Raw genomic sequence first — 25114 nt, 5'->3', positions numbered from 1 at the left:
GGAATACACGTTTCATGTTGATAAATAGTAATGTCTTTAATAAGTTAATTAAACACTCGGCTGCAAAGTTACAAAATTTTGTTTACATTCCAAATTTTTTTGCAAAAAGTTTGGAAGGTATTAAAATATATCTTACATTGATTTTTTCCATATATATTTTGTTATTTCAGTTTATTTTCATAACTTTGCCGCCATAAACAAGAAAATACGAATTATGGCACAACTTATTTTGAACATCGAAGACAAAAGTCTTATTCCAGGATTAAAGCAAATCCTTGGAGCAATCAAAGGAGTGACAATTGATAAGTTTGTCGCTGATAATACTATTGCTGAAAAGGAAAAACAATTTATAACAAATACAATTACTCAAGGCTACAAACAGGCTCAGGAAGGAAAGTTTGCTGGAAAGGATCTTTCTTCCCTTGATAGTTTAATAGATGAATTGAGAACTGAGGCTGAATAATCTATGGTAACATTCAACTATACAGAAGAATTCTATCGTCAACTGAAACGCCTTGCCAAACACTACAAATCTTTGGCTGATGATCTTAACACACTGCAACATGACTTAATAGAGAATCCTGAAATAGGCGTATCTCTTGGTGGGGGGAAACGTAAAATTCGCCTCGGAGTGAAGAGTAAAGGTCGCGGTAAGCGCGGTGGTCTACGAGTTATTACTCTGAATGTGGTTATTGATGTAACAAACACATGCATTAACCTACTCACCATATACGATAAAAAAGAGATTTCCAATGTATCAGAAAAATACATTGACGAACTTATTCGAGGTCTTAAATAATTTGGAAGATATTAAAATAAAACCCCGCTCTGGCATTATAGTAGAGCGGGGTTTTTGTATGTTAGAGGCTGTGATTTAGGGCACCTTAGGGGTAAGCGTCCAGATAAGGTTGTCGCCATCTGTACTTGAGGTGGCGAAATTCAGGTCGGTCAATCCCGTGCCATCCCAATCTTTGCTGGTTACGGTTACGTCGTTAATGGTCACAGCGCCAGTGCTGCCTTGGTCAGAATCTCCTTTTCCTATCGGCCAGGCATAAGAGTCGTTTCTAGTAGCTTGAACCTGGGTGATGCCTGCGGTAATGCTGATACTGCCAAAGGTGCTACCTAATCCGCTGCCGATGCCGGCACCATATTGACCAGAACTGGCATTAACCGTGCCGCCACTGATGGTGATAGCGCCGCATGAGGAGCCATCGTAACCGCTGCCGATGCCGGCACCATCTTCATTAGAACTGGCATAAACCGTGCCGCCACTGATGGTGATATTGCCGCATGAGGAGTTATAATAACCGCTGCCGATGCCGGCACCATCTTCATTAGAACTGGCATAAACCGTGCCGCCACTGATGGTGATATTGCCGCATGAGGAATCAGCATAACCGCTGCCGATGCCGGCACCATACTTACTAGAACTGGCAGTAACCGTGCCGCCACTGATGGTGATATGGCCGCATGAGGAGCCATTGAAACCGCTGCCAATGCCTGCTGCAAAATCACCGCCGGTGGCAGTGAGCGAGCCTGTGCCACTGATGGTGAGCGTGGTGCCCACGGGACCAGCCTGAATGCCGGGAAAATTCTCATAAAATCCCTTAACACTATTAGCACCAGTAATGGTGATGTTGGCATCGTACAAGCAGGTAAGGCCAGCCCATTTATAAGCCACGTCGTTCACACCATTGATGGTGACATTCTTCAGCTCTACATTGGCACCAGCGGCTATGCTAATCTTGTAGTTGCCGGCCAGGGTGCCTGTGAGTGCGTCATAATTCTCTGCTGTGAAATCGGATGTAAGCGTAGAAAGATCGATGAAACGATATACCTTTAGCGTGTATTGGGTTGTCTTTGTCTTATAGGCAAACAAATCTGTATCAATGGTGCTGGCTTTGATGGTTGCTAAGCCCTTACCAACGATAGTTACTTCGCCTGTGGTTGGGTTAACTTTAGCCACTTCTTCATTATCAGATGAATAGCTAACCGTTCCATCACCTACGATAGTGATTGGATTGGTAAAGGCTGCATCACCTACATGTTTGGTAAAATCGGCAGTAGCAAAGCTGATGCTACCCTCCTTCTTAGTCACCGTCACCTCAACCGTCTTGGTGTTCTCGCCGAAGATTTCGGTGCGGTAGTACTCATCTTCGCCCTGGGCTTTGATGGTGATAGTGGTGGTGCCTTCGGCTATGGCAGTAACCACGCCCTCGGCATCAACAGTGGCCACGGCTGGATTGGCCGAGGCATAGAGCAGCACCACATGCGGTTGCGTGTTGGCGCGCAGGGGCAGGCTCTCGCCCACCTTCATCGTCACGTTGACTTTAGATACATGCAGAGCTGGCGTGATGGGGTTGTCGATAACATCCCAAAACCACTCGCAACTGGTCATCATCAAGGGCAACGCCAGCATCAGGCTCCACCCTAACATCTGTCGGAATACACGTTTCATGTTGATAAATAGTAATGTCTTTAATAAGTTAATTAAACACTCGGCTGCAAAGTTACAAAATTTTGTTTACATTCCAAATATTTTTGCAAAAAGTTTGGAGTTTCACAATTTTTGCGTATATTTGCACCATAAAACCTATTGTAAGTGCAATCTGAGTATTAACTAATTTTGATATAATCGGAATATGAAGAAAAACAGGCTAATCATGATGTTGCTGGTACTGATGGTGACAACGGCATCTTGGGCCCAAGGAATATCTGGTACGGTGATTGACAATCTGGGAGATGCCGTGATAGGCGCCTCGATTGTTGAGAAGGGTAACCCGCAGAACGGAACAATCTCTGACTTTAATGGTGAGTTTACGCTGAACGTGAACGAGGGAACCACTATCGTCGTTAGCTATATAGGCTATCTGACTCAGGAGCTGAAAGCTACCAGCAACATGAAAGTAACGCTGCACGAGGATACGAAAATGCTGCAGGACGTGGTGGTGGTGGGCTACGGCGTACAGAAGAAAAGCGTGGTGACGGCTGCCATCTCGAAAGTGGGCGGCGACGACCTGAACCTGACCAAGCCATCGCGTATTGAGGATGCACTGAAGGGAAAGGTGTCGGGCGTGCAGATCACGCAGTCGTCGGGACAGCCTAACTCTGACTCGAAAGTGCGCATTCGTGGTATAGGATCGGTGAACAGCTCTGATCCGCTGTATATCGTTGACGGCATGCCTGTGGATGGTGGTATCAACTACCTGAACCCTACGGATATAGAGTCGGTGGAGATTCTGAAGGATGCAGCATCGGCAGCTATCTATGGTAGCAGAGCTGCCAACGGCGTGGTGCTGGTGACAACGAAGAGTGGTAAGGTTGGAAAGACAAGCATCAGCTATGACTTCAGCTACGGTTGGCAGAATCCCTGGAGGGAGAAGGCGGTGCTGAATGCCAAGGAGTATATGACGATTATGAACGAGGCACTGGTGAACGATGGCAATGCGCCACGCTACTCGGCCGACTATATCAATAACTATCATGGCCCTGACACCAACTGGCAGAAGGAGACCTTCAACTACAACGCGCCTGTGATGCAGCACCAGCTGAGCATCAACGGTGGCAGCGAGAAGGCTACGTTCTTCCTCTCTGTAGGTTACTTCAAGCAAGAGGGTATCGTGGGTGGCGACTATGGGCTATCGAACTACGAGCGACTGAGCGCGCGCAGCAACTCTACCTACACAGTGTTTGAAGAAACCACGCGCAACTATCTGAACAAACTGAAGGTGGGCGTGAACATCGGTTATACGCGCGACACATCTACGGGTATCGAGACCAACTCTGAGTATGGCTCGATTCTGGGCAGTGCCATCGCTTTCTCACCGCTGATAGCGCCTTATGCCTCTGACACTGAGGCGGCACAGATTCTGGCAGAATATCCGAATGCGGTGACGAAGAACGGACATGTGTTCTCGCTGCCGCCATCGGGATTTCAGGAGCTTACGAATCCGCTGGCTCAGCTGAACAGGCCCAGCGCTGGCAAGAATAACTCTGACAAGATAGTGGGCTCATTTTATGCTGAACTCGACATCCTGCCGGGACTGAAATTTCGCAGTACTTATGGTATCGACCTGGCTTTCTGGGGGTACGATGGCTATGGCTACGAGGACTATCTTGGCACCATGACGCACACTGACCAGAGCTGGGTGGAGAGCCAGATGAATCGCGGTCTGCGCTGGCAGACGGAGAACTACTTCACCTACAGTAAGACTTTTGCTGAAGGGCACAATCTGAATATCGTGCTGGGACAGTCGGCGTCGCGCTATGAATCACGCAATCTGGGTGGTAGCGACTCGCAGTTGTTCGACCATAATCCTACGCACGCTCATATCGACTCGGCCATCGCACCTGAGACGCAATCGGCTGTATGGGGTGGCAATGGTGGCGTGACGCACACCTCGCTGGCTTCTTACTTCGGACGTATCGACTATAACTTTGCGGAGCGCTATATGGTGCAGTTCACCATGCGGCGTGATGGCAGCTCGCACTTCGGTCCTAACCACAAGTGGGGTACGTTTCCTTCGTTCTCGCTGGGTTGGAACGTGTGGAACGAACCTTACCTGCAGAAACTGAAGCCTGCCTGGTGGAACGTGCTGAAGATTCGTGCCAGCTGGGGACAGAATGGTAATGAGCATATACCCGACTTCACTTATCGCGCCTTGATGAACGGCGGACAGAACTACTACTTCGGCGGAAGCTACGTGGTGAACCCCGACCCTACCCAACCTGGTATGGAGGCGGGAAAAATGGTGTATGGCACATCGCCTGCACGCGCTGCCAACCCTGACATCAAATGGGAGACTTCTACACAGACTGACATTGGTTTCGACATGAGATTCCTAAGCAGCAGACTGACGTTCGGGTTTGATTACTACTATAAGAAAACAACCGACATGCTGTTTGAGCTGAACGTGCCTACTTACATCGGGCAGGAGAAGCCTTATGGCAACCTGGGAACGATGGAGAACTGGGGACTGGAGTTTGAGCTGGGATGGAAAGACAGCATCAAGGACTTCGCATACTGGATCAATGTGAACGCATCGTTTGCCAGAAACAAACTGATAGAACTGGGTAACGCTTCGGGCGAGCAGAACTACGAGAGCGCCGGAGCATCGGGCGTGGGCGACTATGTGCATGCTAAGAACGGCGAGGTTTGGCCTTACTTCTATGGCTACAAGACGAATGGGCTGTTCCAGAACCAGCAGGAGGTGGACAGCTACGTGAACGCTCAGGGCGAGGAGCTGCAGCCATCAGCGCACCCTGGCGATGTGCGCTTCGTTGACTTCAATGGGGATGGAAAAATCAGCGACGAAGACCGTACGAAGATTGGAAAGGGCATGCCCGACTGGACGTATGGTTTCTCGTTCGGGGCTGAGTGGAAAGGTATCGACGTGAACTTTGCCTGGCAGGGCACACTTGGAAATGATATCTTCGACTTTGCACAGCGTGGTGATGTGCCTGCGATGAACCGTCCGTCGTGGATTCTGGAACGCTGGCATGGGGAAGGTACATCCAACAGGATTCCACGCATGACATCGGCCAACCCGAATGGCAACTGGAAATCGTCGGACCTCTATATACGTAATGGTTCGTATCTGCGCCTGAAGAACGCGCAGATAGGCTACACACTGCCTGCCAAGCTCACACGACTGGTTTCTATCCAGCGCCTGCGTGTGTATGTGGCGGCTGAGAATCTGCTCACCTTCACCAGCTACAAGGGATTTGAACCTGAACTGGCATCGGGCGACTACACCACGCTGGGTGTTGACAAGGGTATCTACCCACAGGCGCGAACCATCACTGTTGGGGCTAACGTTGCATTCTAATTCACATAACTATATACGACAATGAAAATCATCAAATTATATATGGCAGTAGCGGCTATGACGGCAGGTATGGCGCTCACAGCGTGTGGCGACTCATTTCTGCACACAGAGCCTACGACACAGGGAGCTGCCGGGGCTGCTGGCGACGTGCAGAACATCAACTCGGGACTGGCTGCATCGTATCAGATTCTGAACTTCGAATCGTTTCCTAATGCCTCTTACGAGTCGTCGGTATTTATTGGCGACATACAGTCGGACGACCTCTGGAAGGGCGGCGGCGATGCCAGTGATGGTATGAACGGTATGAACATGGCTGTGGCAATGTTTAACACCAGCGGCAACCTGACGCTGAACGGCACATGGAATATCTATACCTCGGGCATCACGCGTGTGAACAGTGTGCTCGGACTGATTGAAACGGCTGCAACCAACAATCCGGCTGAGACAACTCTCATCCGGAAATATAAGGCCGAAGCACTCTTCCTGCGGGCTTTCTATCTGTATATGCTGTGGCGCAGTTTTGGGGCTGTGCCTTTCCAGGAGACGCTCTTTGAACCGCCATACGTGTGCCGACAGCTGACGCCCGACGAGGTGTATGCGCAGATTATCAAAGACGTGGAGGGGGCTATCGGCCACTTCACTGATGCTGAGATGAACACCAACGATGGCGAGAATAACGGGCGCGCCAGTCTGGCTGCTGCCTATATGCTGAAAGCACGTGCGGTGATGTATCAGAAGGATCAGGCCAGATATCAGGAGACTGCCAAGGGACTGGCTGCTATCATCAAAAGTGGCCAATATGCACTGATGACCGACTATGCGGGCATGTGGCTGCAGGAGGGTGAATTCTGTTCGGAATCAATCTTCGAGGCAAACAATCTGCCTGGCACAAAAGATTTTTACAGTGCCTGGGAGAATGGCGGCTCTAACCTACCCACCTATATCTCGCCTAACGGACTGGTTGGCGATACGGGGTTTGAAGGTGGATGGGGATTCGGACCTGTGCGCCCTGAGGCATACAGCATGTTTGAGGAGGGCGACCAGCGGCGTGATGCTTCGATACGCGACCTGCGTGGCGATGCTACTGGTGGCACCGCGGGGGATGTGAACAAAACGCCTTGGGGAGCATCTTACACCATGCGCTTCCAGGACACGGGTTTCTTCCTGGGGAAATATGCTGCACGCACAGGCTATCACAAACCTACAGGTACTGGCGACACGAACTGGTGTAACAACCTGCGCATCTTCCGCTATGCTGAGACGCTGCTGGCTTATGCTGAGCTGACGCTGACCACTGGCGATATCGATGGTGTGAGCGGTGCTGACTGCTTGAACCAGGTGCGCGATCGTGCGTTTGGCGACAAGAACCACCGCGTGGCACTGACGCTGGAGAACATACAGCAGGAGAACCATCTGGAGTTTGTGGGCGAAGGGCATCGCTACTACGACGTGGTGCGCTGGGGCATCACCAGCGTGCTGCACGTGGACAACGTGCCAGGCTTGAACACCTCGCGCGACTGGGAGCCCAACAACAGATACGTGGCTATTCCACAAGCAGAGATTGACGCCACCAAGGGTACAGCATTTGAACTCAAACAGAACCCTGGCTACTAGGGCGCAATGATGTTAGATACAAAAAAAGCCACCTTCAAGTTTTTTGAGGGTGGCTTTATTGTTTATAAGAGAGAGACTACTTGATGCGGTGGCGAGGGCGTGCAGTCCTAGTGCTGTCAGTGCTTGCTGCGCGTGTGAAGTAATGGCTGCTTCCCCAATTATCCCAGTCGTAAGAGTTCTCGTATCGACGTGAGCTATTGAAGAGGTCGAAGCGAACTTCCTTGCTGTCAGGACTATTGCCATCGTAGAACCTGCCACTGAAATGATTGTCGCTCAGTGTGTAATGACGAATCTCTACATCACAGTTGTCCTCGATAAAGTGGATATAGATGGTGCCATATTCTACAACCCAGTTGAAATGGGTGGGAACATAACCGCGACCATTATAGTAATCTACCCAGAGTCCTGAACCTTCGCTATAGGTATAGGGGTCTTTCAGGAAGGTGATCTCGGATGATACATAGCTGTAGCCATCCCAATCCTCTATTGACATATCGCCTGTCCAAGTACCTTCAAGCGTGTAAGCGATTTCCTCGTCGGTCTCGCATGAGGTGAGCGACAGTGTCAGCATTGCCATCATGGCCATCATCAGTGTTGTGTATAGCTTCTTCATAACTTTACCCTTTCTTTATCTTTAATTGTTAGACATTTAATTAATATTTCTGCTGCAAAGATAGACATTATCGCCTACCCTCGCAACGGAAATACTATAAATGAGAATGGGGATTTCCCTAAAGAAGTGGGGAAAGTGCGTCGAAGGTGATAGTGCTGTAATCGACTATCTGGATGTCTGACAGCTCACGGATAGACTCTGCTGAATTGGTGGTAGCTAATCCCACTACCGCCATCTGGGCTGCACGACCTGAGCGCAGACCATTGAAACTATCCTCGAAAACGATACACTCATCAGTGCCGGCACCCAAGCGGGCGGCTGCCTTGAGATAGCAGTCGGGATCGGGCTTGCTGCGCTCGAAATCCTCGCTGGTGAGAATGGCATCAAACAACTTCTTGAAATCGGGCTGATAACGATACACGGCCTGCATCTTGGGCAGATTGCTGCTGGTGACAACGGCTGTCTTCACACCATGACTGCGCAAATCGGCAATCATCTGTTCGAAACCCTGGATATAGTCGTAGTGCATCTGGGCCTCGTAGGCGTTCAAACGTTCTGTGATGACGGGCTGCTCTGAGAGCAACGGACCGCTGAACCACTGGTCATAAATCTGTGTGAGCGTCTGACCTTTGATCTCGTGCTCCAAACCTGGATGCTCGGGATGATAGAGACGGCACTGAGAACCCCAGAACACAGTGTACTGGGGTTCAGTGTCGAATACGACGCCATCAAGGTCGAAAAGTGCGGCTTTGAATGGCTTCATTACTTCTTCTCCTCTTTTGGCATGATATACTTGTCGCCTGTGAGCTTGAGCAAGGCGCGCTTGTACTGCTCGGGATAGCCAGGACGCTTCACACGGGCACCTGCACCATAAGGCGAACGCTTGAAGGTGCCATTGGCATCGGTGGGCTTGATGGCCATATCATTGTACTTCACAATCAGGAAGAAGGCGAGCTTCTGCCAACGGGCTATCATCTCGTCGCCCTTCTGGCAACTGTAGTTGGTGAGGTACTGGATGCGCTCCTGGGCTGTAGGCAGAGCGAGGGCCTTAGCCTCTACCTCGGGCTGCAGCTTGTCGTAAGAGGCATCGAGCGAATCGCGCACTTCCTTGAGTGATGGGAACATCATCGAGTAGCGGGGATAAACCATGTTGCTTACCCAGTTGCATACCCAGAAGGCATTGTCCATCGAGAAGGTGACATCATCCACACCTTCCTCAGTGAAGCACTTGGGGCGGCGGGTCATGCAAGAATACATAGGAGTATAGGCTACCATGTTGCCATCGTCGTTACCAAACCAGAAGCAGGCTCCTACCTCGCGAGGCATGCTTGAGCGCATCTGTGAGATGAAGCTCCAGGCTGTCTGCTGGGTTGAGATGGGGCGCTCGTTGGTTACCTCTACACCATCCACCTTGAATGAAAGGGGTGATGGACGGTAAGGCATCTCGTAGATACCACCACCGATGTTCTGATCGAGTGCGAATGGGGTGTTCTCGTAGTGGTCGCGCATAGCATCGCGCAGATCCTGGATGGTCACCTTCTTGTTAGGGATAATCCAGAGAGGCATCTCCTTGGCATCCTTCTCGAAACCGGCTGCATAAGGCACGTACTCAGAGAAGTCGTCGGCAAAGCGATTGAAGAAGCTCCACACGCGGGCCTCGCAGTAACGACGACCAGAGAAGTCGGGGGCTGCATAGGCGGCATTGTAGCTGAAATCGGCATCCTTGCCATCAAACCAACCGTTGGCACGGGCGTAGCTCACTACATTGGCTGAGCAGAGCATGAGGTTGGGCACAGGCTTCTTGCCGTTGACAGCGTACTTCTTACCAAAGAGGTCCTTCATCTGAACCTTGACATAACGACCATCAAGGAACTTGGTGATGCGGCTCTGGTTGGCGTGGGCGGCTACAGCATTGTCGGGGATGCGAACAGCTACCCAGACAGTGCGCTCCTTCGACTTGGTGCGGTCAGCACCGCAACCCATCATCTCGAGCATCCAAGCCTCGTCCTTATCAGCTACTGAGAAGGTCTCACCCTCAGAATAGTAGCCGTACTGCTCAACGAGCGAGGTCATAATCTGCAGGGCCTCACGAGCGGTCTTAGAACGCTGCAGGGCAATGTAGATGAGTGAACCGTAGTCGATGACACCTGTTGAGTCGGCCATCTCATGACGACCACCAAAGGTTGTCTCACCAATAGTTACCTGCCACTCGTTAGAGTTACCAATCACATTATAGGTCTCGGCAGCCTCGGCAATCTCACCGAGATATTTGTTGGTATCCCACTCATACACCTTGCGCATCTCACCTGGCTGGTGCTTGGCGGCTGGATAGTGATAGAGGGGCATGAATGCGCCATACGAATCGGCATTATAGGTGACAAACACCGAACCGTCGGCGCTGGCTTTCTTGCCAACAATAAAGTTAGTACATGCCGATGCGCCCATCACGGCCATCAGCGAAATTGCTAGTATCAGTTTTCTTTTCATATACATTATATATATATTATATTAACAAGCCTTGAACGACATGTCGAGACCCTTCACAGAGTGAGTGAGCGCACCCACACTGATGAAATCTACTCCCTGCTCGGCATAATCACGGATGGTGTCGAAGGTGATGCCACCACTCGACTCTGTCTCGTAACGATGATTGATAATATCAACGGCCTTCTTGGTGTCGGGCACGCTGAAGTTATCGAGCATGATACGATCCACACCACCATGATCGAGCACCTGCTGCAACTCATCAAACGAGCGCACCTCGATCTCAATCTTCAGGTTCAAACCCTTCTCCTCGAGATACTTGTGGCAACGATCGATGGCATTGGTGATACCACCAGCAAAGTCAACATGATTGTCCTTAAGCAGGATCATGTCGAAAAGACCGATGCGATGGTTGCAACCACCACCAATCTTGACGGCCTGCTTCTCAAGCATGCGCATGCCAGGGGTGGTCTTGCGGGTGTCGAGCACACGGGTGTTGGTACCCTTCAGGCGCTCCACATACTTGTCGGTCATCGTGGCAATACCACTCATGCGCTGCATGATATTCAGCATGAGGCGCTCGGTTTGAAGCAACGAGCGGGTTTTTCCTGAAACAATCATGGCAATATCGCCTTTCTTAACACGGGTGCCATCCTGCATCAACACCTCTACCTGCATGGTAGGGTCGAAACGGTGGAACACCTCTTTTGCAATTTCTACTCCTGCCAGGATACCATCTTCCTTAATGAGCAGATGACTCTTGCCCATTGCATCCTCGGGGATGCAGCACAAGGTGGTGTGATCGCCATCACCAATATCCTCGGCAAACGACAGATCTATCAGTCTGTCAACTAATTCATCAACACTTAACATAAAATACTATAAATATTTGATTTTCTAATTATTACTTTATTTGATTATTACATTTTCTAATTTTTACATTTTTACATTTTTCAAAAGTACAGTCCGAATCCTATGCGGACGCCAAAGCCTGTGTAGTCAGAGCTCTTGGTGCTATACTCGAAATATGCCTCGGGCTCGATAGTGAGCTTGCCGGTGAGGAAATAAGCATAACCAGCACTGATCTCAGGACGGAAGTCGCTGATATGATCGAAGTGGGCATACTTGGCAGTGGCACCTGCATACACACCACAACTCTCGAAATAGTAGCGCAAACCTGCACCCAGCACAACTGCACTGGAGGTACCCTCCTGAACCTTATAGCCAGCCTGGCCCACAATCATCCAGTCGTCAGCAATCAGATAACCGGCCTTGGCATTGACATCCATCTTCCAGTCGCTACCCTTGTGATAGTTCAAATCGAAACCTGAGAGTGAGGCACCTACGTACCACTTATCCTGTGAGAATACTTTTTCTGAATCATTCAGATACTGTGCATGAGCACCGATTGCCATCATCAGGCCGATAGCAGCCATCATCAACTTTTTCATAATCATTACTGTTTTAAGTTATTATTCTTTCGATACCATAATACAAACCATACGATAGCTACACCCAGACAAACCATGCCATAAGGATAGCCATCGTTGCCCAGACCCAGGAACTGCTTCGACACAAAGAAGTAGGTTGAGCAAACGGTAGTCATAAACATGGCAGGAATCAACGTGAGCCAAAAACACTTGTTGTTGCGAACCAGATAAACGGTGATAGTCCAGAGTGTGAACACGCTGAGTGCCTGATTACTCCAACCGAAATACTGCCAGATGGTATTGAAACCATCGGGATTCTCAATCTGCCAAACCAGCATGGCGATAGAGATGGCAAACAAGGGGATACAGATAAGCAAGCGCTTAGGGATGGGGCGCTGATTCATCTTTAACCACTCGGCAACAATCAGTCGGGCCGAACGGAAAGCAGTATCACCCGATGTGATAGGTGCAGCAACTACTCCCAACATAGCCAGGATAGCACCAACAACACCCAACCACTCGTTACAAACCAAGTTTACTACAGCAGGAGCCGAAGTATGGAATCCAGCAGTAGCCTGCTCAATCAGCGTATAGCCTGGAGCGGGGTTACCATAGAAGAACCAGGCTGACACGGTGGCCCAAATAAGTGCCACGATACCCTCGGTAATCATGGCGCCGTAGAAGATGGGGCGACCCATTTTCTCGCTCTTGACGCAACGGGCCATGAGAGGACTCTGAGTGGCATGGAAACCTGAGATAGCACCACAGGCAATGGTGATAAACAAAGCTGGGAAGATGTTATCCTTCCAGGTATCAGGATGGGTGGCGGCACCAAGGTTGTAGAAGGTGTTCCAAACTTCGGGCACTGTGGGCCAGTGGATGAATAGCCATACCATCAGCGCACCTGCCATAAACAGCAGCGAGAAGGCAAACAGGGGATATATCTTACCGATAATCTTATCGATAGGCAACATGGTAGCAATCACGTAGTAGCAGAAGATAATACCTACCCACATCATGGTATCGCCACCCATGGTGTGCAGAATCTCAGCCGGACTATATACAAACACCGTTCCTACCATGATAAGCAGCAGTACGGTAAATATCAGCATAATACCCTTGGTAGTCTTGCCCAGATACTTACCAATCAGCTCAGGCAGACTGGCACCATCGTGACGCATCGACAACATACCCGACAGATAATCGTGGGTGGCACCTGCAAATATACAACCTAAAACAATCCACAAATAAGCTACAGGACCAAACTTGGCACCCATGATAGCACCAAAAATAGGACCAGTACCAGCAATATTCAGGAACTGAATCATGAAGATTTTCCATGAAGGAAGTACGATGTAGTCTAGGCCATCAGCTTTGGCAACAGCTGGAGTCACACGGTCGTCAGGACCGAACACACGCTCTACCAGGCGACCATAGAAGAGGTAGCCTAACACAAGAGCAATGAGACTCAATACAAATGAAATCATCTTTCTTTAGCTAATTTTAGAATTATTTTTGTGCAAAAGTAGTGTTTTTATTTGAGAAATGGAAAAAATAAAGTAACTTTGCAGCAAAAATCGTAAAAAAAGCATCATTTTGAAGACAATAATACACATTTTCGTGCTTTTAGCACTTGTGCTAAGCACTAAAGCAAGTACACCGAAACACGAAGTCAGAGCTGTATGGCTCACTACCATCGGAGGCATCGACTGGCCTCATTCTTACGCGGCAGCTCCTCAGCAGCGTGAACTGATCGGTATCTTAGACCAACTGCAACAGGCGGGCATCAACACGGTGATGATACAGACGCGCGTGAGGGCTACTACCATCTTCCCTACTACCACCGAACCGTGGGATGGATGCATCACAGGGCATCCTGGCAGAGCGGCGAGCTACGACCCGCTACAGTTCTGCATCAACGAATGCCACAAGCGTGGGATGGAGTGTCACGCCTGGATTGTGACAATCCCCGTAGGAAAATGGAATGGCACTGGCTGCAAACAACTGAGACAGAAATATCCTTCGCTGATACGCAAGATTGGTGAGGATGGCTATATGAACCCGGAGATGCCTCAGACGGGCGACTATCTGGCTAAATTCTGCGCCGAGGTGACGAGCAAATATGATGTGGATGGTATCCATCTGGACTATATCAGATACCCCGAAACATGGAAGCTGAAGGTGAGCCGACAGCAGGGCCGACAGTATATCACTGACATCGTTCGAAAGATTAACCGAGCAGTTAAAGGTTTAAAACCATGGATTAAGCTATCTTGCTCGCCTATAGGAAAATACGACGACCTGACACGCTATAAAAGTTCGGGCTGGAATGCCAATACAACGGTGTGCCAGGATGCGCAGGGATGGCTGCGCGATGGACTGATGGATGCACTCTTCCCCATGATGTATTTCCAGGGAAACAACTTCTATCCTTTTGCGGTGGACTGGCAGGAGCATAGCTATGGGCGCATGGTGGTGCCTGGACTGGCTGTGTATATGATGCACCCACGCGAAAAGAATTGGAACTTGGACGTGATAACACGCGAAATGAGCGTGCTGCGCGATATGGGCATGGGGCATACCTTCTTCCGCAGTAAGTTCTTTACCGACAATACCAAGGGTATCTACGACTATACACGCGACTTCAACAGGGTGCCTGCACTGATACCACCTATGACGTGGACGGGCAAACAGGCGCCTACTGCTGTGGGCCACTTGCAGGTGAAACGTGGCTTGGGTGCCGACATCATCTCGTGGCAGCAGGCAAAAGATAACTCTGGGGCCGACTACCTCTTATATAATGTGTATGCATCAGAGACGCTGCCTGTGGATGTGAACAACCCCGAAAACCTGATTTCGGTGCGCCAACGCGAACTGACATTGACAGTGCCTCACAAGGGGCGCGCACTCTACTATGCAGTGACTGCCATGAATCGCTATGGCATAGAAAGCGAAGCGGCGATGATGCCTGCATCAACAGCTGGCGAAGGGTGCTATCCCTTCGATTTGCGCCAACTAATCATCGGCAATAAGCTAAAAAAGCACAAATCTGCAAAAAAATGAGCCAAAACAACAAGCTACTTTGCTAATTATTGAGTAATTTTGCACCATTCAAAATAACAACAAGACAAATTATTACTAAGTATGGAAAAAACATGGAGATGGTTTGGCAAGAAGGATAAGATTACTCTTGCACAACTGAGACAGATTGGTGTAGAGGGCATCGTTACTGCCCTGCACGATGTGCCTCTGGGTGAAGTATGGACCCGCGAGAAGATTCGCGACCTGCGCGAGTACATCGAAAGCTACGGCATGAGATGGAGCGTGGTAGAGAGTCTGCCTGTGGTGGAGACAATCAAATACGGAGGTCCTGACCGCGACCACCAGATTGAGGTCTATAAAGAGAGTCTGCGCAACCTGGCTGCCGAAGGTATCCACTGTATCTGCTACAACTTTATGCCCGTGCTCGACTGGGCGCGCACTGACTTGTTTCACAACAACCCCAATGGAGCCACTAACCTCTATTTCAACTACGCCGAATTTGCTTACTTCGACATCTATATCCTGAAGCGTCCAGGTGCGCGCGAGGAATGGGAGAAGTTCCAGTTCCCCGAGGGATGGGGCGAAGGTCGCAGCGTGATTGCTGAATGCGACGAGCTGGCTAAGACCATGACACCTGAGAAGGACCACAAGCTGGTAGAGAATATCGTGATCAAGACACAGGGCTTCGTATCTGGCAACTTCAGCGAGAACGACGAGGCGCCTGTACAGAAGTTCCGCGAGTTCCTCGACTTGTATAAAGGTATCGACAAGGCTAAACTGCGTGCCAACATGAAGTACTTCCTCGAGGCTATCATGCCTGTATGCGAGGAGTGCAACATGAACATGTGTGTACACCCCGATGATCCCCCTATCGAGATTCTCGGATTGCCACGTATCGTACGTACTGAGGAGGATATCCAGTGGTTCCTGGATGCTGTGCCCAACAAGCATAACGGACTGACATTCTGCGCTGGTTCACTCTCTGCTGGCGCCTACAACAATGTGGTTGACCTGGCTAAGAAATTCGCTTCGCGCACTCACTTCGTGCACCTGCGCTCATGCCATATCTTCCCTAATGGCGACTTCACTGAGGCCAGTCATCTGGGTGGACGTGCCGACTTGATTGAGCTGTGCCGCATCTTCGAGAAGGAAAATCCTGCACTGCCTATGCGTGTGGATCATGGTATGACCTTCACAGATGAGCCTGGTGGTATCATGGACGAGAGCAGTCATGGACATAACGCCGGCTATACCCTACTCGGCCGTATGTTTGCCATGGGACAGGTACAGGGCATCCTCGCCACTGTGGACCGTGAGCTGGGTATCGAATACAAACAACCTGGATTCTTTGATTAAATAATAATTATGAAACTGAATGATATTTTTAGCGGTAACTATGATGCCGCTGCATGGGAAGCAAAAGGCTATGAGCTTCCTAAGTTTGATATCAAGGCACTGCGCGAAAAGACTGCCAAAGAGCCTACATGGGTGCACTTTGGCGGTGGAAACATCTTCCGTGCTTTCCCAGCTGCCATACTGAACGACGCACTGAACACTGGTAAATATGACCGTGGTGTGATTGTGGCTGAGACCTTCGACTTCGAAGTGATCGACAAGGCTTATGCACCCTACAACAACCTCTCACTCTGCGTGAACCTCTGCTCGGATGGTTCTATCGAGAAGAAGGTGATAGCCAGCGTGACTGAAGCACTGAAGGCCGACCCTCAGTTTGAGGATTGGAACCGATTGGTGGAGATCTTCAAAAACCCATCACTGCAGATGATTTCATTCACCATCACAGAGAAGGGTTATACTTATAACGAGGCCGACCTGGCTCGCGGACTGAAACCTGTATTCGCCATGGGTAAGGTTTGCGCACTGCTGCTGGAGCGATTCAACGCAGGACAATTGCCTCTGACAGTACAGAGCATGGATAACTGCTCGCACAATGGCGACAAGGTGAAGGCTGGCGTGATGGCCTATGCTGAGCGCTGGGTGAACGACGGACTGGTGCCTGCTGCTTTCCTGGATTACCTGAAGGATGAGAAGAAGGTGACCTTCCCATGGTCGATGATTGATAAGATCACACCTCGCCCACACGAGAAGGTGAAGGAGCTGTTGGCTGCTGATGGTTTCGACGACAACAACTATATCGAGACTGAGAAGCACACCTTTACTGCGCCTTTCGTTAACGCTGAAGAGGTGCAGTATCTGGTAATCGAAGACAACTATACCAACGGACGTCCACCATTGGATCTGGGTGGTGCACTCTATACCACACGCGAGACAGTGGATAAAGTGGAGACGATGAAGGTGACTACCTGCTTGAACCCACTCCACACAGCCATGAGTATCTATGGTTGCATGCTTGACTACACACTCATCTCGGCTGAGATGGCTGATGAGGATCTGCGTGCATTCATCCAGAAGATTGGTTATATGGAGGCGATGCCTGTAGTGGTTGACCCAGGTGTGCTGAACCCATATGAGTTTATCGGTGCTGTGATCAACCGCCGTCTGCCTAACCCATTCATGCCAGATGCGCCTCAGCGTATCGCTTGTGACACCAGTCAGAAGCTGCCTATCCGCTTTGGTGAGACACTGAAGAAGTATATCGCTCGTGGACTGGACAAGAGCAACCTCATCCTGATTCCTCTGACACTGGCTGGCTATGCCCGCTATCTGAAGGGCGTGAAGGACGATGGTACTGCCTTTGAGCCATCACCCGACCCCATGCTGGCAGAGCTGCAGGCTATCGTAGCGCCTCTGGAGATTGGCAAGGCTGATCAGGACTGGAGCCCACTGAAGAAGCTGTACAGCCGCAAGGATGTGTTTGGTCTCGACCTGTATGAAGCTGGTCTTGGCGAACAGATTGAGGGAATGGTGAAGGAACTCTACGCAGGACCTGGTGCCGTTCGCAAGACATTGCACAAATACGTATCTGCAAGATAACAACAATAAAGCCCACCGTTTTTGGTGGGCTTTATTGTTATTTACACTTAGCATACCATTCTCGCAAGACAGCTCGGTTGACACCTTGCTTCACAGCTTTGTCAAGCGCCTCACGAGCGTCTTTCTTTCGTCCTAAGCGCAACAGCACATCGACCTTAGACACCGTCAGTTCTGCGTTCTTAGGAGACAGGCGCAAAGCCTCATCCCAATCATACAAGGCAGCATCGTATTGCTGGAGCTGCGTTTCAAAGGCAGCTCGGGCTGCATAGGCATCTGTGCTATCAGGGAACATCTGTACAGCGCGGTTCAGCTCATCAGCAGCATCAGTCTTTCTACCTAACAGCTGCAGCACGTGCGCCAGTCCCAAACGCGCCTCTAAGTGTTCGGGTTGGATAGCTAAGAAAGCCTCGTAATCGGCACGCGCAAAACTGTACTGTCGTAGCTGAGTCTGACAGAAAGCACGGAAGTAAAGAGCTGCCAGATTACGCTCGTCCTTTTTTAGAACTGCTGTATATTCATCGCGGGCATACTCATACTGTTGCAGATTGATATTAGCCTCAGCCTTTTTTAATCGCAGTTCCAGTTTTTCGGGGTGCAGATTAATCTGCTCTATCAGCACCGATACCGAATCGCGCCATTGTTTGGACGTCTGGGCAGCTGCACCCAGCGCCACAAACATAGCAGCTATCATTACAACTTTACGCATTCTTAATATAATTTACTATCCACTCTCCTACCTCACGCGTGCCATATTTCTTGCCGCCTTCTACCTGAATCTCAGGTGTGCGCACATTGGCATCGAGCGAAGCAGTAACAGCCTCACGAATCAATGCCCCCTCCTTATTAAGACCAAAATGCTCAAGCAGCATGGCTGCTGAGAGTATCTGAGCGATAGGGTTGGCCAGGTTCTGACCGGCTGCCTGAGGCCATGAGCCATGAACAGGCTCGAACAGTGGGGTGTGCTCGCCCAGCGAAGAGGATGGCTGCAAGCCCATTGAACCGGTGATACAGCTGGTCTCATCGGTGAGGATATCACCAAAGGTGTTCTCAGTGACAATCACATCAAAGAAACGAGGCTCTGTAAGCACACGCATCGAGGCATTGTCGATAAACAAATAATCGGTGGTTACCTCAGGATACTGGGGCTCCATCTCCTTGGCAACCTGGCGCCATAAGCGACTTGAAGCCAGTACATTAGCCTTATCCACTACAGTAAGATGTTTCTTGCGAGTCATAGCCATCTCGAAGCCTACCTTCAGGATACGCTCAATCTCAGGACGGGTGTAGATATTGGTATCGTAGGCCTTGTCGTTATCCTGATACTTGGCACCAAAATACATACCGCCAGTAAGCTCACGAATCACTACGAAGTCGGCACCCTTCAGGAGTTCTTCCTTGAGTGGCGACTTATGCAACAGGCAGTCGAAGGTGGCCACAGGGCGCACGTTGGCAAAGAGGCCCAACTTCTTGCGCATGGCCAGCAGACCTGTCTCTGGGCGCACCTTGGCTGTGGGGTCGTTATCAAACTTCAGCGAACCAACAGCAGCAAAGAGCACTGCATCGGCCTGCATGCACACCTCGTGGGTGGCATCAGGATATGGGTCGCCTACCTCCTCGATGGCATGAGCGCCACAAATGGCGGGGGTATATTCAAACTCGTGACCAAACTTTGCGGCAATCGCATCCATCACAGCCACACCTTGTTTCATAATCTCTGGGCCTATTCCATCGCCCTCTAATACAGCAATATTTAATTTCATAATTCCATTTCGTTTTTTCAACTATATTTCTTTCTCCTTTTCGTCTTCGATGATGTTCAGCATCTTAAAAGTAGCTTTGATGGCCGCTTCAGTCTGGTCGGCATCCAGTCCACGGGTGCGCAGCACCTTACCATTATCATTCCAGGTAATAACGGTTTGCACCAATGCGTCAGTTCGTCCACCTGGCGGAATAGAAACGGCATAGTTCTGCAGAATGGGGAACGTACGTCCGAGATACTTCTTATAGATATATCGGAGCGACTTTACAAAGGCATCGTACTGACCGTCGCCAGTAGCCGAAGCCTCGTAAGCCTGACCATTAATCTCTACCTTGATATTGGCGCCCGGCTTCAAACCGTAAGCAGTAGATACCACATAGCTCACCAACTTAACCCTATCCTCAGGAGCATCGTGCTTCAGCACATCGCTCACAATGAAAGGCAGATCTTCTTGTGTGACAATCTCTTTCTTATCTCCCAACTCAGTGATACGCTGGGTGACGCGACGTGTCTGCTCAGGGGTGAGCTCCAAGCCCAACTCCTCGAGGTTCTTGGCGATGTTGGCCTTGCCACTATTCTTGCCTAAGGCATACTCACGCTTACGACCGAAGCGCTCTGGTGCCAAGGCGTTGCAATACAGATTATCTTTCTTGTCGCCATCAGCATGCACACCAGCCACCTGGGTAAACACATTATCGCCGATGATGGGCTGATTGGGGGCTACGGCAATACCACTATAGCTCTCTACCATACGCGAGATATCGTTCAACTTATCTTCGCGGATATTGGTGCGGGCATTAAACTGGTCCTTCAAAATCACCTGTACACTCGACAAAGGGGCATTGCCACAACGCTCACCAAGACCATTGACTGTGACATGCAGGCCCTTGGCACCACTGAGCACAGCGGCCAACGAGTTGGATACTGCCAGATCGTAATCGTTATGGGCATGGAAGTCGAAATGGGTATCAGGATAGCGCTTGAGCATCTTGCGGAAGTACTCAATACACTGCAGAGGATTCATGATACCCAGTGTGTCGGGCAGCATGAAGCGACGAATACCGATATCGCAAAGGGCATCCATCAGCTGATAGACATAATGTGGCGACTCCTTCATACCACCACTCCAATCCTCCAGATAGAGATTGACGGTGACACCCTTGTCGTGAGCGTATCTCACCTCGCGACAGATATCTGCAATATGGGCCTCGGGCGACTTCTGCAACTGTTGGGTGCAGTGCTTCAAGGAACCTTTGGCCAGCAGATTGATGGTTTTACAACCGCATGCCACAGCCCAGTCGATACTCTTACCACCATCGATAAAGCCCAGCACCTCTACCCTCTCGAGCTTATCGATACGGGCGGCATAGCGGCATATCATGCTCACAGCCTCAAGCTCGCCCTCAGACACACGGGCGGAGGCAACCTCGATGCGATCAACATTCAGATCGCTGAGCAGCATACGGGCTATCATGAGCTTTTCGTGAGGCAGGAAACTAACGCCGCTGGTCTGTTCGCCATCACGCAGCGTAGAGTCCATGATCTCCACAAAAGGCTGGATGCGCTTGTACTTGTTTACTTGTTCGCTTGTTCCCATAACTCGGTTTTATTTTGGTTTTCTACCAAGAAATCTATGTCATCAAGACCGTTCATCAGACAGTGCTTCTTATAGGCATTGATATCGAAATGCTCCTGGCGACCTGTGGCCTTATTGGTGACAGTCTGCTGGGGCAGATCTACTTCTACCTGCGTCTTGGCATCTGCCTCAATGCTGGCAAAGAGCTCTGCAAGGAATGACTCGCTCACCACTACAGGGAGCACAAAATTATTGAGCTCGTTGTTCTTATGGATATCAGCAAAGAAGGAGCTGATGACCACACGGAAACCATAGCCTGCGATGGCCCAGGCGGCATGCTCGCGACTACTGCCCGAACCAAAGTTCTTGCCTGCTACCAGGATGCAACCAGAATAGGCGGGATTATTGAGCACGAAATCCTTATTGAGCGCGCCATCAGCATGATAGCGCCAATCGCGAAACAGGTTGTCACCAAAGAATTTCTCCTCACGCGTGGTAGCCTTCAAAAAGCGGGCTGGTATTATCTGGTCGGTATCCACATTCTCCATCGGAAGGGGTACGCAGGTGCTTGTTATCACATTGAATTTCTGTTTCATAATAGTTCTCTTGGATCGGTTATTACTCCTGTTATGGCAGCTGCAGCTGCAGTGAGAGGCGACGCCAGGACGGTGCGAGCACCAGGACCTTGACGACCTTCAAAATTGCGGTTGGATGTTGATACCGCCAACTTACCTGCAGGCACCTTATCATCATTCATGGCCAAGCAGGCTGAACAGCCTGGCTGACGAATCTCAAAACCAGCAGCCTCGAGCACCTTGTCGAGACCTTCTTCGCGTATCTGCTTATCAACAGCCCACGAACCAGGCACCAGCCATGCTACGACATCTGCTGCCTTCTGGCGACCTTTAACGATAGATGCAAAAGCACGGAAATCCTCTATACGACCATTGGTGCAAGCACCCAGGAACACATAGTCAACCTTGGTGCCAAGGAGTTTCTGTCCTGCCTCAAACCCCATATAATTCAGCGCCTTCACGAATCCAGCTTCACCGCCTTGCGAAGGGACAGAGGGGATGTTCTCAGTGATGCCGATGCCCATACCAGGATTGGTGCCATAGGTGACGCGGGGCTCGATATCTGCTGCATCAAAGGTCAGCTCCTTATCAAACACAGCATCATCGCCACTCTGAAGCGTTTTCCAATAAGCCACAGCCTTATCCCAGGCCTCGCCCTTAGGGGCATACTGGCGACCTTTCAGATACGCAAAGGTAGTGTCGTCAGGGGCAATAAAACCACCACGTGCACCCATCTCAATAGACAGGTTGCAGAGCGTGAGGCGACCTTCCATCGACATTGCCTTGACAGTAGAACCGGCATACTCGATGAAATAACCCGTAGCGCCACTGGTGGTGATCTGCGCCATGAGATAGAGCGCCACATCCTTGGGCGTGACACCCTTGCCCAGTGCACCATTGATGGTGATACGCATAGACTTAGGCTTCTGCTGCAGAATGCACTGAGAGGCCATCACCATTTCTACCTCACTGGTTCCGATACCAAAAGCTACAGCACCCATAGCACCATGCGTAGAGGTGTGGGAATCGCCACAGACAATGGTCATACCTGGCAGTGAGAGACCTTTCTCCGGTCCTACCACGTGGATGATGCCATTATCCTTCGACATCATGCCATAATGGGTGAGACCAAACTCTGCCGCATTCTTGGCAAGGGCATCTACCTGAGCCTTCGACACTGGGTCGGCAATAGGCTTATCCTGATCGTGGGTGGGGGTGTTATGATCGGGCATGCAATAGATCTGCTGAGGACGGAAACACTTCAGTCCGCGAGCACGCATGCCATCAAAAGCCTGAGGCGACGTAACCTCATGACAGTAAAGACGGTCGATATAAAGCTGCTGGGGCCCATCCTCAACCTGCTGCACTACATGCTTATCCCAAATCTTATCAAACAGTGTATTCATCTTACTTATTCTTCTTCAACCTTAAACTTGTTTATACAATCGATATAGGCCTCAACGCTGGCTGTGACAATATCAGTATTGGCTCCAAAACCATAATACAGACTACCGTTGTACTCCACCTGCATGTGAACCTTACCAACATCATCAGAACCCTTGGAGATGGCCTGAATGGTGAACTCCTTCAGCGTCATCTGCTTCATGATAATCTTCTTGAGGGCCTTGATGGCTGCATCAACAGGACCATTGCCTGAGGCTGCTGCCTCGAACTTCTGACCAGAAATATCAAGACCGATACTGGCCACACTCTTCACACCCTTACCTGTAGTAACTTGTAGGAAATCAAGTCTAACTGCATGGGTATCAGCCATATCTGCACCAGCAAGCATCAGTGCATCGGCATCTGTAACCTCCTTCTTCTGATCAGCCAGAACCAGGAACTTCTCATAGACTTTATCAAGCTTCTCCTCGCTGAGATCGATGCCATTGACATGCAAACGATGCTTCAGGGCGGCACGACCAGAACGGGCTGTGAGTACGATTGAGTTATCGTCGATACCCACATCCTTGGGGTCCATAATCTCATAGGTGTGCACATTCTTCAGCACACCATCCTGATGAATGCCACTGGAATGGGCAAAGGCATTACGACCCACAATGGCCTTGTTGGGCTGTACGGGCATGTTCATCAGACTTGACACCATACGACTGGTGGGATAAATCTTGGTGGTATTGATATTGGTCTCGATGCCCAGACCTTTGTGACACTTCAGAATCATGGCAATCTCCTCGAGCGAGGTGTTACCAGCTCGCTCACCAATACCATTGATAGTAACCTCTACCTGGCGGGCGCCTGCCATCACACCATTGAAGGTGTTGGCTGTGGCCATGCCCAGATCGTTGTGACAGTGGGTAGAGATGATGGCACGATCGATATTATCTACATGCTCCTTGAGGTATTTGATCTTATCGAAATACTCCTGTGGCAGACAGTAGCCTGTGGTATCGGGGATGTTTACGACTGTGGCACCAGCCTTGATGACAGCCTCTACCACCTGAGCCAGATACTCATTATCTGTACGACCGGCATCCTCGCAGTAGAACTCTACATCATCCACAAAGCGCTTGGCGTATTTGGTAGCAGCAACAGCGCGCTCCAGAATCTCCTCGCGGGTGGAATTGAACTTGAACTGGATATGCTCATCGCTCGTTCCAATACCTGTGTGAATACGCTTGTGCTTGGCATACTGCAAAGCCTCGAAAGCCACATCAATATCACGCTCAACAGCACGTGTGAGGGCACAAATCACAGGCCAGGTAACGGCTTTTGAAATCTCAATCACACTATTGAAGTCGCCTGGACTTGAAATAGGAAATCCTGCTTCAATCACATCCACACCCAACTGCTCAAGCGCCTTGGCCACCTGAATCTTCTCTACAGTGTTCAACTGGCATCCGGGAACCTGTTCACCATCGCGGAGCGTTGTGTCGAAAATAAACAATCTGTCACTCATTTCTCTAATAACTATTTATCGATTTAAAAATTACTTTTTGCATTCTAAGAAAAAAGCCTTTCACACTCGGAAGTGAGAAAGGCTCGTTATAACATTCAGCATTAAGACATCTAACTTATGTACACACCTAAATCACTTCCGCCTGCCCCCTGCAGTCGAATAATAATAATTAGGCCATTAAGTAGATTCATACTCTTCATACTTGCTTACTTTTTTAAGTTCGGGTGCAAAAGTAATCATTTTCTTCGGAATAAACAAACAATTTGTAACTTTTTTATCGAAAAATATATCAATTTATTATTTTTCCATCATTTTACCTTATTA

Annotated in this window: 20 protein-coding genes; 7 read left to right on the top strand and 13 right to left on the bottom strand. The window is 49.9% G+C overall.

What is annotated here, in order from left to right; translation table 11 throughout:
- Positions 1-214 precede the first annotated feature (214 nt).
- Both T360_RS0111460 and T360_RS0111455 read left to right on the top strand, forming a co-directional pair.
- Complete coding sequence (locus tag T360_RS0111460) at positions 215-463, top strand: hypothetical protein (protein WP_028912912.1); 249 nt, start codon at positions 215-217, stop codon at positions 461-463.
- Positions 464-466: 3 nt separating this feature from the next.
- Positions 467-799 carry a hypothetical protein gene (locus T360_RS0111455; protein ID WP_028912911.1) on the top strand — a complete coding sequence of 111 codons (333 nt, stop codon included), beginning with the start codon at positions 467-469 and terminating at the stop codon, positions 797-799.
- Positions 800-874: 75 nt separating this feature from the next.
- On the opposite strand, the gene T360_RS0111450 is transcribed toward T360_RS0111455, so the two are convergent.
- Positions 875-2458 carry an Ig-like domain-containing protein gene (locus tag T360_RS0111450; RefSeq protein WP_028912910.1) on the bottom strand — a complete coding sequence of 528 codons (1584 nt, stop codon included), beginning with the start codon at positions 2456-2458 and terminating at the stop codon, positions 875-877.
- A gap of 184 nt (positions 2459-2642) precedes the next feature.
- Here T360_RS0111450 and T360_RS0111445 point away from each other — a divergent pair, with 184 nt between their 5' ends.
- On the top strand, positions 2643-5828 hold the full coding sequence (locus T360_RS0111445) for a TonB-dependent receptor (protein WP_028912909.1): 3186 nt from the start codon (positions 2643-2645) through the stop codon (positions 5826-5828).
- A gap of 21 nt (positions 5829-5849) precedes the next feature.
- The gene (locus tag T360_RS0111440; RefSeq protein ID WP_028912908.1) at positions 5850-7442 is read left to right on the top strand and encodes a RagB/SusD family nutrient uptake outer membrane protein; all 1593 of its coding nucleotides are present in this window, start codon (positions 5850-5852) and stop codon (positions 7440-7442) included.
- 76 nt (positions 7443-7518) lie between these two features.
- Here T360_RS0111440 and T360_RS15270 read toward each other — a convergent pair whose 3' ends face one another.
- From T360_RS15270 to T360_RS0111410, 6 genes are all read right to left on the bottom strand, one after another.
- A complete protein-coding gene (locus T360_RS15270; protein ID WP_051523542.1) occupies positions 7519-8055 on the bottom strand; it encodes a hypothetical protein in 537 nt (178 codons plus the stop codon).
- A 118-nt stretch (positions 8056-8173) separates the two neighbouring features.
- Positions 8174-8818, bottom strand: a complete 645-nt coding sequence (locus tag T360_RS0111430; RefSeq protein ID WP_028912907.1) for an HAD family phosphatase — start codon at positions 8816-8818, stop codon at positions 8174-8176.
- Complete coding sequence (locus T360_RS0111425) at positions 8818-10542, bottom strand: dipeptidase (RefSeq protein WP_028912906.1); 1725 nt, start codon at positions 10540-10542, stop codon at positions 8818-8820. Before T360_RS0111425 ends, T360_RS0111430 begins: the two co-directional genes overlap by 1 nt.
- Positions 10543-10563: 21 nt before the next feature.
- Positions 10564-11412: a carboxylating nicotinate-nucleotide diphosphorylase gene (gene nadC, locus T360_RS0111420; RefSeq protein ID WP_028912905.1), complete on the bottom strand. Its 849-nt coding sequence runs from the start codon at positions 11410-11412 to the stop codon at positions 10564-10566.
- A gap of 80 nt (positions 11413-11492) precedes the next feature.
- Complete coding sequence (locus T360_RS0111415) at positions 11493-11996, bottom strand: outer membrane beta-barrel protein (protein WP_051523541.1); 504 nt, start codon at positions 11994-11996, stop codon at positions 11493-11495.
- Positions 11996-13456, bottom strand: a complete 1461-nt coding sequence (locus tag T360_RS0111410; protein ID WP_028912903.1) for a carbon starvation protein A — start codon at positions 13454-13456, stop codon at positions 11996-11998. Before T360_RS0111410 ends, T360_RS0111415 begins: the two co-directional genes overlap by 1 nt.
- Positions 13457-13565: 109 nt before the next feature.
- Between T360_RS0111410 and T360_RS0111405 the strand changes: the two genes are divergently transcribed.
- The 3 genes from T360_RS0111405 to T360_RS0111395 all read left to right on the top strand — a co-directional run bounded on the left by T360_RS0111405 (position 13566) and on the right by T360_RS0111395 (position 17963).
- Positions 13566-15032 (top strand): family 10 glycosylhydrolase, encoded by a 1467-nt coding sequence (locus tag T360_RS0111405; protein WP_028912902.1) that lies wholly within the window; start codon positions 13566-13568, stop codon positions 15030-15032.
- A gap of 81 nt (positions 15033-15113) precedes the next feature.
- Positions 15114-16367: a mannonate dehydratase gene (uxuA, locus tag T360_RS0111400; RefSeq protein ID WP_028912901.1), complete on the top strand. Its 1254-nt coding sequence runs from the start codon at positions 15114-15116 to the stop codon at positions 16365-16367.
- A gap of 9 nt (positions 16368-16376) precedes the next feature.
- A complete protein-coding gene (locus T360_RS0111395) occupies positions 16377-17963 on the top strand; it encodes a mannitol dehydrogenase family protein (protein ID WP_028912900.1) in 1587 nt (528 codons plus the stop codon).
- A gap of 37 nt (positions 17964-18000) precedes the next feature.
- Here the strand turns inward: T360_RS0111395 and T360_RS0111390 are convergent, their stop codons facing one another.
- Genes T360_RS0111390 through T360_RS0111365 form a run of 6 tightly spaced genes read right to left on the bottom strand, consistent with a single transcriptional unit; the run spans position 18001 to position 24790 of the window.
- Complete coding sequence (locus tag T360_RS0111390; RefSeq protein WP_028912899.1) at positions 18001-18669, bottom strand: tetratricopeptide repeat protein; 669 nt, start codon at positions 18667-18669, stop codon at positions 18001-18003.
- On the bottom strand, positions 18662-19723 hold the full coding sequence (leuB, locus tag T360_RS0111385; RefSeq protein WP_028912898.1) for a 3-isopropylmalate dehydrogenase: 1062 nt from the start codon (positions 19721-19723) through the stop codon (positions 18662-18664). The genes T360_RS0111390 and leuB overlap by 8 nt, the downstream gene beginning before the upstream one ends.
- A gap of 21 nt (positions 19724-19744) precedes the next feature.
- On the bottom strand, positions 19745-21319 hold the full coding sequence (locus T360_RS0111380) for an alpha-isopropylmalate synthase regulatory domain-containing protein (RefSeq protein WP_028912897.1): 1575 nt from the start codon (positions 21317-21319) through the stop codon (positions 19745-19747).
- Entirely contained in the window at positions 21298-21894 is a 597-nt protein-coding gene (gene leuD / locus T360_RS0111375; RefSeq protein WP_028912896.1) for a 3-isopropylmalate dehydratase small subunit, read from the bottom strand. Before leuD ends, T360_RS0111380 begins: the two co-directional genes overlap by 22 nt.
- Positions 21891-23279, bottom strand: a complete 1389-nt coding sequence (gene leuC / locus T360_RS0111370; RefSeq protein WP_028912895.1) for a 3-isopropylmalate dehydratase large subunit — start codon at positions 23277-23279, stop codon at positions 21891-21893. The genes leuD and leuC overlap by 4 nt, the downstream gene beginning before the upstream one ends.
- A gap of 5 nt (positions 23280-23284) precedes the next feature.
- Complete coding sequence (locus tag T360_RS0111365; protein ID WP_028912894.1) at positions 23285-24790, bottom strand: 2-isopropylmalate synthase; 1506 nt, start codon at positions 24788-24790, stop codon at positions 23285-23287.
- Positions 24791-25114: the final 324 nt, after the last annotated feature.

Source organism: Prevotella sp. MA2016 (genome assembly GCF_000619825.1).
Classification (GTDB): domain Bacteria; phylum Bacteroidota; class Bacteroidia; order Bacteroidales; family Bacteroidaceae; genus Prevotella.
The sequence above is the reverse complement of the archived record's forward strand: the minus strand, read 5'-3'. Positions and strand labels throughout refer to the sequence as shown.